14 protein-coding genes are annotated in these 13,992 nt (G+C 35.9%); 5 read left to right on the plus strand and 9 right to left on the minus strand.

Annotated features, from left to right (window positions below):
* Positions 1–92: 92 nt before the first annotated feature.
* Positions 93–704: an FUSC family protein gene (locus IGJ46_RS07600; protein WP_002365791.1), complete on the plus strand. Its 612-nt coding sequence runs from the start codon at positions 93–95 to the stop codon at positions 702–704.
* 40 nt (positions 705–744) lie between these two features.
* Here the strand turns inward: IGJ46_RS07600 and IGJ46_RS07605 are convergent, their stop codons facing one another.
* Together IGJ46_RS07605 and yidD are read right to left on the minus strand one after the other, a co-directional pair.
* On the minus strand, positions 745–1,626 hold the full coding sequence (locus IGJ46_RS07605; RefSeq protein ID WP_002360061.1) for an ROK family protein: 882 nt from the start codon (positions 1,624–1,626) through the stop codon (positions 745–747).
* A gap of 2 nt (positions 1,627–1,628) precedes the next feature.
* A complete protein-coding gene (gene yidD, locus IGJ46_RS07610) occupies positions 1,629–1,931 on the minus strand; it encodes a membrane protein insertion efficiency factor YidD (protein ID WP_002357157.1) in 303 nt (100 codons plus the stop codon).
* A 177-nt stretch (positions 1,932–2,108) separates the two neighbouring features.
* Here yidD and IGJ46_RS07615 point away from each other — a divergent pair, with 177 nt between their 5' ends.
* A complete protein-coding gene (locus IGJ46_RS07615; RefSeq protein WP_002357156.1) occupies positions 2,109–2,261 on the plus strand; it encodes an SPJ_0845 family protein in 153 nt (50 codons plus the stop codon).
* 16 nt (positions 2,262–2,277) lie between these two features.
* Here the strand turns inward: IGJ46_RS07615 and yihA are convergent, their stop codons facing one another.
* Positions 2,278–2,859 carry a ribosome biogenesis GTP-binding protein YihA/YsxC gene (gene yihA / locus IGJ46_RS07620; protein ID WP_002357155.1) on the minus strand — a complete coding sequence of 194 codons (582 nt, stop codon included), beginning with the start codon at positions 2,857–2,859 and terminating at the stop codon, positions 2,278–2,280.
* Between the two features lie 97 nt (positions 2,860–2,956).
* The gene (gene clpX, locus IGJ46_RS07625) at positions 2,957–4,210 is read right to left on the minus strand and encodes an ATP-dependent Clp protease ATP-binding subunit ClpX (RefSeq protein ID WP_002357154.1); all 1,254 of its coding nucleotides are present in this window, start codon (positions 4,208–4,210) and stop codon (positions 2,957–2,959) included.
* Positions 4,211–4,401: 191 nt separating this feature from the next.
* On the opposite strand from clpX, the gene IGJ46_RS07630 reads away from it, so the two are divergent.
* Positions 4,402–5,430, plus strand: a complete 1,029-nt coding sequence (locus IGJ46_RS07630) for a lactonase family protein (protein ID WP_002357153.1) — start codon at positions 4,402–4,404, stop codon at positions 5,428–5,430.
* Positions 5,431–5,657: 227 nt separating this feature from the next.
* On the opposite strand, the gene IGJ46_RS07635 is transcribed toward IGJ46_RS07630, so the two are convergent.
* Genes IGJ46_RS07635 through rihC form a run of 3 tightly spaced genes read right to left on the minus strand, consistent with a single transcriptional unit; the run spans position 5,658 to position 8,489 of the window.
* Positions 5,658–6,134: a GNAT family N-acetyltransferase gene (locus IGJ46_RS07635; protein WP_002374559.1), complete on the minus strand. Its 477-nt coding sequence runs from the start codon at positions 6,132–6,134 to the stop codon at positions 5,658–5,660.
* A gap of 11 nt (positions 6,135–6,145) precedes the next feature.
* Positions 6,146–7,519, minus strand: coding sequence for a C4-dicarboxylate transporter DcuC (dcuC, locus tag IGJ46_RS07640; RefSeq protein WP_002360057.1), 1,374 nt, complete (start codon positions 7,517–7,519; stop codon positions 6,146–6,148).
* A 16-nt stretch (positions 7,520–7,535) separates the two neighbouring features.
* On the minus strand, positions 7,536–8,489 hold the full coding sequence (rihC, locus tag IGJ46_RS07645; RefSeq protein ID WP_025188934.1) for a ribonucleoside hydrolase RihC: 954 nt from the start codon (positions 8,487–8,489) through the stop codon (positions 7,536–7,538).
* A 146-nt stretch (positions 8,490–8,635) separates the two neighbouring features.
* On the opposite strand from rihC, the gene IGJ46_RS07650 reads away from it, so the two are divergent.
* The gene (locus tag IGJ46_RS07650; RefSeq protein WP_002401795.1) at positions 8,636–10,549 is read left to right on the plus strand and encodes a PfkB family carbohydrate kinase; all 1,914 of its coding nucleotides are present in this window, start codon (positions 8,636–8,638) and stop codon (positions 10,547–10,549) included.
* 118 nt (positions 10,550–10,667) lie between these two features.
* Positions 10,668–12,176, plus strand: a complete 1,509-nt coding sequence (locus IGJ46_RS07655; protein WP_016627654.1) for a helix-turn-helix domain-containing protein — start codon at positions 10,668–10,670, stop codon at positions 12,174–12,176.
* 314 nt (positions 12,177–12,490) lie between these two features.
* On the opposite strand, the gene IGJ46_RS07660 is transcribed toward IGJ46_RS07655, so the two are convergent.
* Positions 12,491–13,336 carry a hypothetical protein gene (locus IGJ46_RS07660; RefSeq protein WP_002362031.1) on the minus strand — a complete coding sequence of 282 codons (846 nt, stop codon included), beginning with the start codon at positions 13,334–13,336 and terminating at the stop codon, positions 12,491–12,493.
* A complete protein-coding gene (locus tag IGJ46_RS07665; protein WP_002385845.1) occupies positions 13,329–13,856 on the minus strand; it encodes a 5-bromo-4-chloroindolyl phosphate hydrolysis family protein in 528 nt (175 codons plus the stop codon). The genes IGJ46_RS07660 and IGJ46_RS07665 overlap by 8 nt, the downstream gene beginning before the upstream one ends.
* Positions 13,857–13,992 lie beyond the last annotated feature (136 nt).

Below are 13,992 nucleotides of genomic sequence, written 5' to 3' on the forward strand. Positions count from 1 at the left end.
CTTAAAAAATAATAATTCTTCACTTTTCTCTAGTAATTTTACCTCTATTTCGGTTATCATTAAAGAGAAAAGTTATTTAGGAGCGAATATTTATGATAGTGGGTCGATTTCGTTTAGGCATGCGAACGTTAAAAACAGCAATTGCTGTCATGCTGTGTATTCTTTTATTTCAATTTTTCCATCGTGGCTCACCTATGATTGCCTGTTTAGCAGCTGTTTTTTCGCTAAGACAAGATTTAAATACCAGTTTGTCTTTTGGAAAATCGCGCATTATTGGAAACACATTGGGTGGCTTTTTAGCTTTGCTTTATGTATTAGCACAAGATTATTTTCCTAATCAACACTTAGTAGAATTACTGCTACTACCACTTTTAGTCATTATCGTCATCGTTGTTTCTGATGGGATTAATAACAATGCTGGGATCATTTCTGCAACTGCGACACTTTTAATGATTTCTTTAAGTATTCCGCAAAGCGATTCCTTTCAATATGCAATGGAACGTGTGTTGGATACATTCATTGGGACCTTTATAGCGATTGGTTTAAACGTCTTTTTACAACCTAAGCCAGCAGAAGAAGCCCATGAAATTTCTGAAGATTTAGCTGAATTAGAAAAGAAAGAAAAAGAACTAGAAGCTTTACGTCAACAAGTTCAAGCGCGGATTGCTGCAGAAGAAAACACTGATGACAAGGCAAATAAATAAAGAAACAGCCGATTGAAGAGAATAACAATCGGCTGTTTCTTTATAGTTCCCAATTCGTTTTTGCTTGAAAGTTGGCGGCTGCGCCAATCAAGTTGGCATCATTTTGATAATGGCAGGTCACGATTTCTGGAACAAAATCTTTTAATTCAAAGGTTTGTAAATGCGTTAGCATCCGGCGATTAATCTCTGCTAATAAGCCTTCTTTAGCAGAAACACCGCCTCCGAGTACAATCATTTCAGGATCATAAGAAAACTGTAAGCCGAATAATCCTTGTGTTAAATAATCATAAAAATTATTGACTTCTTCGCGAGCAATCTCATCCCCTCGTTGTGCCAGTTCAAAAACTTCTTCTCCTGTCACCGCCTGTTTTTCGACTCCAATTCGTTCACAATAGCGCTGAGCCATTTTGACAGCTGTGCCAATTTCACTGAATGTTTGGCCATTACTTAAAAAGTTCAGTCCAAACTCGCCTCCATATAAATGAGCGCCTTTGTACAATTCACCATTGCGAAAAATCGCTCCGCCAATTCCTGTCCCAATAACGACAAAAAGCACTTCTTTTTTCCCTTTCGCCGCGCCTTCATATATCTCAGCTAAACCAGCACAATTCGCATCATTTTCGATAGTCACTGGTAAGCCAAACAACGCTTCTAATTCTTCATAAATGTTAAAATGATGAATATATGGAATGGCGGAAATCCCTAAAATCTGTTGACTTTTTTCGTCAACTACTCCAGGTGAACTAAAAGCAACACCACTAATCGACTCATTTCTTTTGTCTGCATAAACCGAATATAAATGCGCTTTCATTTCTTCCCAAGAGCCAGGTGTTGGAAAGCTCCCTTGATTTGTTAATTCTTTGCCTGTCCAAACGCCGTATTTCACGGAAGAACCGCCAAGATCAAATGCTAAAATTGCCATATTTATCCATCCTTTTCTACTTCTGTTTTCTTATTTCTTCGATACGTATACGGTCCATGATAGGTCTCATCAGGATTTTTCGTCAAGCGAAATTTCAACGGAACATAGTCAATGCCGCCTTTAACAAAAGGATGACATCGTAAAATCCGTGCTACCCCCATCGTTGTTCCTTTGACACTTCCATGTGTATGAATTGCATCAATCATATATTGTGAACACGTTGGGTAATAGCGACAACGTGCAGGCAATCCTGGAGAAATAAATCGTTGATAAAAACGAACACCGCCGATTAACGGATTTTTCATAAAGTGCCTTCTTTCTAACTAATTCTTACTAAAGAATAGCTTGTTTTTTCATGTTTGGCAAGTCTTAGTTACGAGAAATTACACCAGGTGCACCTATGACGAATTCTTACATTTCTGTTGCTATCCAAATGAAAAAAAACGTGCTACACTATAAAAAAAGGAATGGAGGCTTAGTAAATGGGATTAAAATTTGAACGTTCCAATGACTTAGATAAACTCTTCGATTCTTTCGCCGTTGATCCATTAAAGAAAGAAGTACCTCTTGAAGAACTGGCAAAACAACGACAAGAAGTAAAAAAAGAAGAAGCAAAAAAACAAGCAAAAGAGTAATTTTGCTTGTTTTTTTCTATAGAAATTTTTCAATTGCTGTCCAAGCTGCTTCTTTTCCTTCTTTTGTTTCAGAAGAGAAAATAATAAAGTCATCTTGTTTATCAAAATTCAAGGCTTTTTTGATGACACTCTCGTGTTTGTTCCATTTGCCCCGCGGAATTTTGTCTGCCTTAGTTGCTACAATAATAACTGGCAAATCATAGTATTTCAAAAATTCATACATTTGGATATCATCTTGGGTCGGCGGATGACGTAAATCAATTAAAGAAACGACTGCACGTAATTGCTCACGTTGCGTGATATACGTTTCAATCATTTTTCCCCACTTCGCACGTTCTGTTTTAGAAACTTTGGCATAACCATAGCCAGGAACATCCACAAAGTGTAAGGCATCCTCAATTAAATAAAAATTTAGCGTTTGCGTTTTACCAGGTTTGCCTGAAGTTCTTGCTAAATTTTTACGATTAATCAAGGTATTAATAAAAGATGATTTCCCAACGTTCGAACGTCCAGCTAAAGCAATCTCCGGTAATTGAGATTCAGGATATTGTTTAGGGGATACCGCACTAATCACGATTTCTGCATTATGTACGTTCATTGTTTTCCTCCGTTCTTCTATTCAGTCTTTCATTCAAAAGCTTAACAAAAACAGCTCTTTCGGAGATCCGCCGAAAGAGCTGTTTTCAGCTTCAATCTTATACAGCTTCTTTATCTTTTTTGTTATAAATAATTGTTGGTTTACCGGTACCTTCAGCGGCCATTTTAGTAATGATAACTTTTTCAATGCTTTCATCTGAAGGAACATCAAACATTACGTCCATCATAATTTCTTCAATGATTGAACGAAGTCCCCGTGCGCCAGTATTACGTTCAATGGCTTTGGCTGCGATGGCTTTTAATGCTTCTGGTTCAAATTCTAATTTAGTGTCATCAAGAGACAATAATTTTTGATATTGTTTCACCAAGGCATTCTTCGGTTCTGTTAAAATTCGAACCAAATCATCATTCGTTAATTTATCAAGCGCAGCCATTACAGGTAAGCGTCCAATAAATTCTGGAATTAAACCAAATTTCAATAAATCTTCTGGAATAATATGTTGCATGATGCTTTCTTCTTCATTTAAAGCAGAATTAGTTTTACCAAAACCAATAGTTTTTTCGCCTAAGCGGTTTTTAACAATGGTTTCAATTCCATCAAACGCTCCACCAACGATGAAGAGAACATTCGTTGTGTCAATTTGGATAAATTCTTGATGTGGATGTTTGCGGCCCCCTTGTGGTGGTACACTTGCAACTGTTCCTTCAAGAATTTTTAGTAAGGCTTGTTGAACACCCTCACCTGAAACATCTCGAGTAATCGAAACATTTTCACTCTTACGGGCAATTTTATCAATCTCATCAATATAGATAATGCCCTTTTCCGCACGTTCAACATTATAGTCAGCAGATTGTAGTAATTTTAAAAGGATGTTTTCAACATCTTCCCCTACATAACCTGCTTCTGTTAAACTGGTCGCATCAGCGATTGCAAAAGGTACATTTAATGTTTTTGCTAACGTTTGAGCCAAGAAAGTTTTACCTGAACCTGTTGGTCCAATTAAACAAATGTTACTTTTTTGCAATTCAACGTCATCTTGAGTTGCAGCTGTTTCTGATTGATTCACACGTTTATAGTGATTGTAAACAGCAACAGAAAGTGTGCGTTTTGCACGTTCTTGTCCAATAACATATTCATTTAAAACATTTAAAATTTCTTGGGGTTTTGGCACATCCGTTAATTCTCGGACTGCTTCATCATAAAATTCTTCATCAATAATCTCTTTACATAGATCAATACATTCATTACAAATATAGACACCCGGACCAGCAACAATTTTTTTTACTTCTTCTTGTGTTTTCCCACAAAATGAACAACGAACGGTCCCGTTATTATCCGTATTGTCGTACATGTTCGTCACCCCTCTAAAAATCAAAAAATGACTGTCATCACAGTCTCTCATCATAATAGCACAAACCACTTTAAAATGCGAACATCTCAGATAGAAAGTTTTATTGTTCTTAGACTTCTTATGGTATACTACATTATATAAAAGCACTTTCATAAAAAGTGATTGTGTTGAAACAAATTGGAGGAATTGTGATGTTAGAACAAATTTTACTAGGTACCTATACTCGAAGAGCCAGCCAAGGCATTTATAAAATTGCATTAGATACGACACAAGGTCGTTTAACAGAAGCGACACTTTTGTTAGAAGAAACGAGTCCTACCTATCTTGCTCTGAGTCAAAAGGGCGAACTTTTTAGCGTCACTAGTGTTGACGGTGAAGGTGGCACTGCCGCTTATCAACCAGAAATGGACCATTTTAACTTATTGAATAAAGTAACTGAGGAAGGTGCGCCGCCATGTTATGTAGCTGTTGACGAAAACCGACAACTTGTCTATGCAGCAAATTATCACCAAGGTATCGTTCACGTGTATCGTATCTTAGAAGATGGTTCTTTGGAAGATGCTGACAAAGTGATTCATACAGAGCCAACTGGTCCTCATGAAAACCAAAACAATGCCCATGTTCATTACACAGATTTGACGCCTGATCAACGCTTAGTCGTCTGTGATCTAGGAACCGATCGTGTGTATACGTATAATGTTAGCTTAGATGGAAAGCTTTCTGAAATCGCTCAATTCGTGACTGAGCCAGGGACTGGTCCACGTCATTTAGTGTTCCATCCAACAAAATCATTGGCTTATTTATTTGGTGAATTAGATAGCACTGTTTCAGTTCTTTCATATGATGAAACAGATGGTTCTTTCACTGAATTACAAAAAGTTTCTACTTTACCTGCTGATTATGATGCGTTTAATGGTGGTGCTGCGATTCGTATTTCTTCTGATGGCCGTTTCCTTTATGCTTCAAACCGTGGCCATAACTCAATTGCTGTCTATGCTGTTTCAGAAAATGGCGAAGCGATTGAACGAATTCAATTAATTTCAACAGAAGGCGATATTCCGAGAGATTTCGATTTAGATCCTTCTGAAGATTTCATCGTTGTCGCTAATCAAGACTCTGATAACTTAACACTTTATCGTCGGAACCAAGAAACAGGCTTATTAGAAATGATTCAAAAAGATGTTGCTGTTCCCGAATGTGTTTGTGTTTTATTTGTATAATTAAGTTGACTATTTCCTTGGAAAATAACAGGAGGTCGGGATAGAAGCGTTTAACTCCGAGAAATAAGAAGGAATTTCCGAAAATTGTTCTTTAATTTTTGGAGAATTTCGGCTTATTTCCGAAGGAGTTGCTTTTGTTCCCGCCGTTTATCAGTTTTTGAGCGTGGAGCAAAAATCCAAAGTGATTTTTGTCCCACGCTCCCTGTTTTCTTATTTTAAACGATGGATTAGTTCTCCAATTCTTTAACGTATAAATAAAAAGAGCCAAAGTCTAAGCGATTCATTTGTAAAGATTCATGAATTTTTGTGAACCCTTTACTTTCGAAAAATCGAATCATTCTATGGTTTGTATGATTAGTTTGAGCATACATTTTACGTCTTCCTTCCCAGACTGCTCGTTTCTCCAATTCATGGAACAACAAACTGCCATAACCCTTGGCAATATAATTAGGCGAAGTTGCAAAGCGCTTTAACCAAACAAAGTCTTGTTCCTGCTCCATACATAACGTTGCCATTGAAAAAATCATTTCTTCGTGCACTAGCAAATATAATTGTTTTTTTGTAATGTCTTCTTGGATATCTCCTTGAGAAGGATAGTCCTTTGTCCACTGTGTAATGCCCACAACATCCATATATGCCTTTACTTCTGTTAAAAATTGAAGAATCATCGGTAACTCTTTCTCATCAGCCACTCTAATTTTCATTGTTTATTCTCTTAATAAGGTAACAATAGAATCGACAAGACAATCACACTAATAATGCCAATGATGGTCGGTACACTCGTCCGTTTTAAAATTCTGATGGGACTAACTCCTACTGTTGATGCGACAATCATGACAACTGCTGCTACAGGAGAAATCGTTCTAGTTAAATTCGCGATCATCTGCATTGGCAAGGAAATTAAAATACCATCAATCCCTGCTTTTTCGGCAATCCCAGGGATTAGTTCGATAACCGCATAAAACATTGCCAGACCACCACCGCTTAAAATTCCAAAAAGGGTCGTTGCACCGCTGAAAATTAAGGTCGTGACAATTCCTGCTGAACTTGACGCTTCGACAGATGCCATAATACTATCAATAATTCCTAACGTTTGAATCGCAGACGTGAATAATGAACCGCCTACGACAAGCATCACAACTTGACTAAACCCTTGCCCCATTCCTTTAAACATCTCGACAGCCGTATCTTGAACCTTTTTAAAAGATTTCAAGCGAAGCGTCTCAACCAATACAGCGATGAAGAAAGAAATAAATGTAAGAACAAAAATATCCATCGTTATTCCTTTAATAAACATTCCTGCGATTCCCACTCCAACAATTAATAATAGCGGTAATATTGGCAATATTGCATAAAATTTAGGAACATCAAATTCTTTTTGTTTGCTTAAGCCTTCTTCATTTAATGAGACATAGGCAGCCTCACCTTCTTTTTTATCGCAGTATTTTTGCCAGAAGTACTGTGCAACCGCAATGATTAATAACGATGGCAGCGAAATTTTGGCATTCCATACAACATAATTTAACACATCATAACCAAGGGTATTTGCGGCGATTACGTTATCCGCGCCTAAAGGTGTTGGCATGATAGTTGCCGTCATTGCAATCACACCTGCAGCAGTTAATGACGAAATCCCCATGCTGGCTAGCATCGGATATAATATAGACATTAAAATAATCGCTAAGCTTGATGCACTAGGAACTACTAGTGACATTAAATTTCCAATCAAAAAGACCACAGGGACAAATAACGATTTACGTTTAATCTTCATTAATGGTTTCACCAAAAAGTTGACAGCCATCTGATTGGCCCCGATTGCATTCATATAGCCTGAATAACCAAAAAGAATCATAATTACAATTCCTGCTGAACTCACTTGTGCAATAATTGTATCTTTAAACTTCAAGAAAATATCAAATAATCCAAAACCGGTTCCTTCTCCTGCAGGATAAATGGGATGTCCTAACATCCATGCACATGCAAGTAGAACAAGCGCACCAATAATTAAGCTGAGTGCGGGATGATAATTTTTTACAATCAAATAGGCTACAACAACTAAAACGACCAATACCAATAAACTTTCAATCATACTTATCCTCCTTCAGTTAATTAACCGCTTTCATTTTTTCGACAACCCATTTTTGAAAAGCTTCAACGTCTACATCTATACAGGCAACGGCATTCGTGTTTTTATGATACTTCATTTTTAAATCCGCAACAGTAGCTCCCGCAGCTGGACCTTCCAAAGCAACTTCAATGAACGTTTCAGTTGTCTCAAATAATTCTGGTGAAGTTAAATAGGCAATCGCACAGACATCATGCATTTTCAAACCTGTAGTTAAACTGCCGCCTCTATAATGACGGAAAAGACCATAAAACATTTCCCCCACTCTGCCAAGCGCTCTGATGGCTGTTACTTCATGATTCGTTAACACAGCTTGACTTGTAACATCTAATCCTACCATTGTTAACGGGACACCTGATTGGAAAACAATTTGTGCAGCGTGTGGATCGACATACGTATTAAATTCAGCACTTGTATTTGTATTTCCCCTTGCTAATGAGCCACCCATCATAACGATTTCTGCAATATTTTCTTTGACTTCTGGATAGAGGGTCAGTAACAAAGCAATATTCGTTAATGCAGCAATTGGAACAATGGTCAAAGGAACATCACTAGACAGAATTTCTTTTCGCATAGCTTCCACTGCATGAATATCTAAACACGTAGAGATAGGTTGCGGAAACTCAAAGCCATCCATGCCAGTCTCCCCATGAATCTCAGCAGAATCTTCCAATTGAATAAGTAACGGACAATTACACCCCTTGGCTACAGGAACCTTTTTCCCAAAAAAATCGACAAGTTTCAAGGCATTATTTGTTGTTTTTTCTACATCTACATTCCCTGCAACCGTCGTTATTAAGCGAACTTCTAGGTTAGGATGATTCAGTGCAATCGCTAAAGCTACAGCATCATCAATTCCTGGGTCCGTATCAATAATGATCGGTCTTTTCTTTGTATCCATTTTTCTTCCTCCATTCACATTTAGGAAAAACATTTCCGGAAACGTTTTCTTAATTTGAGATTAACAGCGCTTTCATTGAAAGTCAAGCAGAATTTCTAAATAATAAATAATTAGGCTTTTTCTTGACTTTCTGCTTTTAGAATGCTTACTATAAAAAAGAGTTCAGTGAAAGGACGAAAATGATGAATATTAAAGATATTGCAAAATTAGCTGGCGTTTCCGCTTCAACTGTATCCAAAATTATAAATAATAAAGATCAAACTATTAGTAAAGAAACCCGTGAGCGTGTCTTAAAAATCGTTCGAGATTACAACTACACACCTTACTCAGCAAATCTCGTCACAAATAGTACTACAAAAACCTTCGTGTTATTATTAAATAGCCATGAAACTTTTGAGGCTTGGGTTACGAGCTTTATTGATAAAGCTCAAGAAAATGGCTATAACTGCTTGATTTTAAATAGTCACGGTAGTTTAGAACAAGAACTGAAAAATATTACCTCGCCAACTTTAAAACAAGCCAGTGGCATTATTTGGGACCCAATCAATGAAAACAGTAAACAATACGCGAAATTTATAGAAGAATTAACGATTCCTTACTATTTCGTCAATCACTCAACTAACGAATTGCCTTCTCTAGCGAGGCTTTATGAAGAAGCTAGTTATGTTTTAACCCGAGAATTATTACAGAATAACCATAAAAAAATTAGTTATTTCGTCACTAACCAAAAATATAAAGAAGCAATTATTGCAGGCTATAAAAAAGCCTTATTTGATGTCAATTTACCCTTTAGTAAAGAAAATATTTTAACTACTATCCCTGCTGATTTCAGTAATCAGCTTATCACAGATGGGATTACGGGTATCCTTACTGATGACTATACCCAGGCTGTTTTTTTGGAACAGCTTTTAAAGCAGAGCGGTTTGCGAACCCCCGATAATTACTCTTTACTCGCAATTAAGCGAAAAATTGATCGTTCATTTTTACCTGATCATATTTCTTCCGTCTTATTAGACACAGAGACGTTTGGTAGCCAGTTAGCCTTATTATTGCTTAACAAACGCAAAGAAAAAACAGCCTTGATTAATGACGCTGAAAAATTGGTGCTAGATCACAAAAATACATTAGGCATGTCTAGTGTTAATCCACATAGCAAAATGATTGTAGTAGGTAGTTTAAACGTTGATAATTATCTGTATTCAACAAATTTACCACATAACGGCAAAACAAATTTTTTGTCTAGCTATGCTAAATTCCCCGGCGGAAAAGGATTAAATCAAGCTGTTGGCTTAACCAAACTGGGCCATCAGGCCACCTTAATTGGTTGTTTAGGCTCAGACACAGATGCGAATTACTTATATAAAGAATTAGAAAAATACCACGTTACGACAGATGGTATCACACGTATTCAAGATACTGAGACTGGTCAAGCTTATATTTATGTTGAGACAAGCGGCGACTCCATGATTTCAATCTTACCTGGTGCAAACACAGCGCTTACACCTAAAAAAATCGCACAGCAAAAACACCTATTTATGGATGCCAGTTTTTGTCTCATTCAAACAGAAATTCCTTTGTCTGCTGTAGAGAAAGCTTGTGAAATCGCCCAACATTCAGGCGTACCGATTATTTTAAAACCAGCTGCTATTCATCATATTCCAGTGAATATACTAGAAAAGGTTGATTTTTTCATTCCCAATGAAGATGAATTATTGGAACTTCAACCAGATACTGGTACATTAGAAGAGAAAGCGGCGTACTTCTTAGAAATGGGCGTAAAAAATGTCATTGTTACTTTAGGAAAAAAAGGCGTGTTATTAAAAACACCCCAAGTGTGCCACTATTTCCCTGCAACAGAAAATATAGCTGTGGATAGCACTGGTGCCAGTGACAGCTTTATCAGCGCGCTCGCCTCCTATCTTTCGAAAGGTTATCCGACTGAAGCAGCCATTCAAATAGCAATTCAGGCTGCAGGATTTTCAGTTTCTAAAGAAGGGGTGATTGATTCTTTAGTTGATCACGTCACTTTGGAAAATTATTTGATAAAAAAAGAACCCGCTCTTTTCGCTCATCGTAACACCTGTGTCGACTGACACAGGTGTTTTCCTGCTGAATATCTTGTTATTTTCTCATAAACCAATGAGAATTGTTCTTTTTTATTACAATTTATTAGGCGAACTATTATAATAAAAGAGAAGTTATTACTAAGGAGTGAGTCTCATCAAAACACAAGATGCCATAAAAACATTTTTACTTTCAAAGAAAACACAAAAAAAATTGGCTGTCTTTTTATACTTAGCAAAACAAACGAACCTTGATTTATCTAGTGTTGCCCGAAAATTCGATCTTTCTACTAAAAATTTATCAATTTATCTTCGTGAAATTCAAGAAGACTTAGCAACCCTTCCTGAAAATACCTTAGAGATTCAGATCCATCACGGAAAAATTTCATTACATACGACTTCCAATGATTTTCTTTCCCACTATTTTTTATTATTTAATTATTACTGTGTCCATTCTACTGACTTCATTCTTTTTCAAGCAATTATCAAAAAAGAAAACAATTCTGTCTGGAAAGTGAGTCAAGAAACTAATTTTAGCTCATCTTACATTTACAAACGGTTAAATAACATTAATAAACTATTTGGTTTGTATGGAATTTCCGTCCATTTTTCCCCCTCGGCGAGTAAAGTGATTACAGGTTCTGAATTTCAAGTCCTATATGCTTTTCTTGATGTCTACTGGACCATCTTTTTAAATACCTTAGCCTTACCACGTTATACCTCTACTTATTTTGAAGATATACTGACGCAACATATTAAACCAGAAATTCTTGAACGCTTGGAACACGCTTCTCTACTAAAATTAAATTTACTTTTACACATCGCAAAATATCGCTTTCCATATACTTGTGAAGATGATCTCCAAAAAGAATTTGAAGAACATCCTTATTTAAGGCTTTTCTCAGACTCAAAACAAACTATTTTTTGTTCCCAATCAAATTTTTCAGAAGATCAACAGCGGGTTGTAGATATCATTGCACCCATTGCCATTGATAATTTTGATTCAGCAAAACGAGCCAAAGATTTACTGACTGCTCTACATGAAATTTCTTGCCCAGAATATTTCTACGTTGATTCTTTATTAACCAATTTTTGCGAAGTTTTTCAAATTCCAAAAATGCGTGAATTTGATCGTCATTACTTCTTACTTATTTTATTTAAAAATATTATCTATAACCAATTATTTATTTCACAGCAACCAAATACCGCGATTCTAGATTTTTTAGTCAATAAAAATAGTACTTATCAAAAAGATTTACAGAAAAAAATTTATGCTTTTTATCAAAACTTTTCAGCGCATTCCCCTTATCAGTTAAGATTTAAGGATCAGGAGAACCCAATTTGGACATGTGAATTGTTGTTACGAATTTATAAGCACTATAGTCCCCGCAAAAAAATTAAAATTGGTGTTGCCTATTCTCGCGATTTTTACATTGCTAGCTTTATTATGATGAAAATCAAGCAAGCATTTAGTGAGGATATTATTTTTGAACGAACCGATTTTTCTGGTTGTGATATTGTGATTACTGACTATCCCTTATTTGATTTACCAAAAGAAATAGACCGAATTTACATTTTAGAAGAAGAATTAACCCGAGAAGATTGGGAACTAATTTTCAGTAAAATAAGTATCGCCATTTTTGATTTGCAATATTAAAACAAACATCAAGCGCCAACCTGTCTCACCAGCCATAATGAAAACAAGCGACCTACAAACCACTTCTGCCAGTTTTAGTCTGACAGAAAATAGTTTGTAGGTCGCTTGTATATTGCTGTTCTTTTCTATGTTACCTTCAAAGACAATCTAGTAAGTGGGTACACGTCGTACTTCAGTCCTTAAAGTGCTACGCTTCCACCGCTGATCAGTTTTTAAGCCTGAGACAAAAATCCAAAGTGTTTTTTGTCTCAGGCTCTTACATTTTTTCAACAAAGATGTTACTAGGCGCTACTTGAAGCTGAAAACTATTTTCTCTATCGAGATTCCTCATCAGTAGACTCAAATTTAAAACTTTTTTCTATAAAAGCGACTTCTTTTGCGTATGTTTTTACAAAAGAAGAATAGTCTTTGGGATCTTTGACCTTTTCCAATTGGTCAACAGAGACTTCTAATTCAAATCCTGTCCCATCTTTAAAGAGATAATATTTTGAGATGTCTGTATATCCTTGATTCCGTTTTAAAATATAGCCGGTTTGTACATCAGCAATTTTATCAATTGGGTATGCTTTGATAAACTCTTTACTTGTATCCAAATAATCAGAAAGACTGTTGACAAGATTGCCAGAAAGGTACATACCTGCCGATGTATAATAGTCTCTTTTTTCATAAAAACTGATATTGCCTAGATATTTTGTATCTGGATACTCCTCTGTAGAAGGTAAAATTAAAAAGTTCTTTCCGCCACTGGTTTCAATATCGGCATCGCCGATAATTTCTATTTGGTAGCCTTGATTAAATAAAAGTTTATTTTCTTCTATTGTGACTTTTAGTGGTTTTTCTAAATCAACAGGTCCAGTTGTGGTAAGTCCAGCTTCTTTTAAAGGATAAACATCTTCTGATGAAGCGGAGTAATCCCAATAATCATCTTTCTCCGCAAGATCAATATATACTATAAAGCCAATTGCTACAGCAATGCCTATCCAAATAATTTTTTTGTTCTTTTTTTGTTTTTTCTTTTTTTTCGTCTGTGGTTTTACCACTTTTTTATTGGGGTTAGGAAGTTGCTTTGCTGTATCTGTTCTTGTGACAGGAAAAAACGACCATTTTGGCTTTTGAAAAAGCGCATCATATGTATCATAAAAATTCTTTTGTTTAGCCATTTTTTCTCTCCACTAATTTTTTTGATAAGGCAATTTCCTCAGATGCTTCGGAGACTAATCTTTCATAATCATCTGTGATACTTTCCGATAACACTCGTATGGTACTTAAGATACCATTGGTTGCAAGTGTTATTTCTTCTGTTGACAATTTATCTTCTTTAATGCTTAAAAACCGTTCTGATGCTCGTAAAATCTCTGGTACCTTATGATATAAAAAATCACTAAAATGAGTAATTGCTTCAGGATACTTCACTAAGTGTTTAAAGATGCCCTTAGCGGAAGCAACACCCAGTTCTACTTGTTCAATTTTTTTTAAATTTCGTGACTTATTCGTTAGTTCGTTTAAATAAATAATTTGTTTTTTTAATTCGTCCATAATTCTTTGGTACATCTCTAGGTCACTGTCCGTTAGATGGTGCGTCGTTTGATATTTTTTTAGATTTTTTTTATAACGGAAATACGTACGACCATTTCTATAAATAACCCAACCAATGTACCCAGTCCCCACTAACAAAACCATTATCCCATTCAAATCATGTACTCCTTTTTAAATTAGTATATATTACTGAACACATTGTCCAGCTTAAAATTGACAAATAAGTATGAAATATTACTCCCCCAATTACTTGTGCACTTTTATTGTATCATATAGGAAA

Source organism: Enterococcus sp. AZ120 (assembly GCF_050546165.1).
Classification (GTDB): domain Bacteria; phylum Bacillota; class Bacilli; order Lactobacillales; family Enterococcaceae; genus Enterococcus; species Enterococcus faecalis.

Excerpts from the sequence above, each read along its gene's own strand:
- IGJ46_RS07660 (WP_002362031.1), bottom strand. The coding sequence starts at position 13,336 with ATGGCTAAACAAAAGAATTTTTATGATACATATGATGCGCTTTTTCAA.
- dcuC (WP_002360057.1), bottom strand. The coding sequence starts at position 7,519 with ATGATTGAAAGTTTATTGGTATTGGTCGTTTTAGTTGTTGTAGCCTAT.
- rihC (WP_025188934.1), bottom strand. The coding sequence starts at position 8,489 with ATGTTTTTCCTAAATGTGAATGGAGGAAGAAAAATGGATACAAAGAAA.
- IGJ46_RS07600 (WP_002365791.1), top strand. The coding sequence starts at position 93 with ATGATAGTGGGTCGATTTCGTTTAGGCATGCGAACGTTAAAAACAGCA.
- yihA (WP_002357155.1), bottom strand. The coding sequence starts at position 2,859 with ATGAACGTACATAATGCAGAAATCGTGATTAGTGCGGTATCCCCTAAA.
- clpX (WP_002357154.1), bottom strand. The coding sequence starts at position 4,210 with ATGTACGACAATACGGATAATAACGGGACCGTTCGTTGTTCATTTTGT.
- yidD (WP_002357157.1), bottom strand. The coding sequence starts at position 1,931 with ATGAAAAATCCGTTAATCGGCGGTGTTCGTTTTTATCAACGATTTATT.
- IGJ46_RS07630 (WP_002357153.1), top strand. The coding sequence starts at position 4,402 with ATGTTAGAACAAATTTTACTAGGTACCTATACTCGAAGAGCCAGCCAA.
- IGJ46_RS07635 (WP_002374559.1), bottom strand. The coding sequence starts at position 6,134 with ATGAAAATTAGAGTGGCTGATGAGAAAGAGTTACCGATGATTCTTCAA.
- IGJ46_RS07605 (WP_002360061.1), bottom strand. The coding sequence starts at position 1,626 with ATGGCAATTTTAGCATTTGATCTTGGCGGTTCTTCCGTGAAATACGGC.
- IGJ46_RS07665 (WP_002385845.1), bottom strand. The coding sequence starts at position 13,856 with ATGGTTTTGTTAGTGGGGACTGGGTACATTGGTTGGGTTATTTATAGA.
- IGJ46_RS07615 (WP_002357156.1), top strand. The coding sequence starts at position 2,109 with ATGGGATTAAAATTTGAACGTTCCAATGACTTAGATAAACTCTTCGAT.
- IGJ46_RS07650 (WP_002401795.1), top strand. The coding sequence starts at position 8,636 with ATGATGAATATTAAAGATATTGCAAAATTAGCTGGCGTTTCCGCTTCA.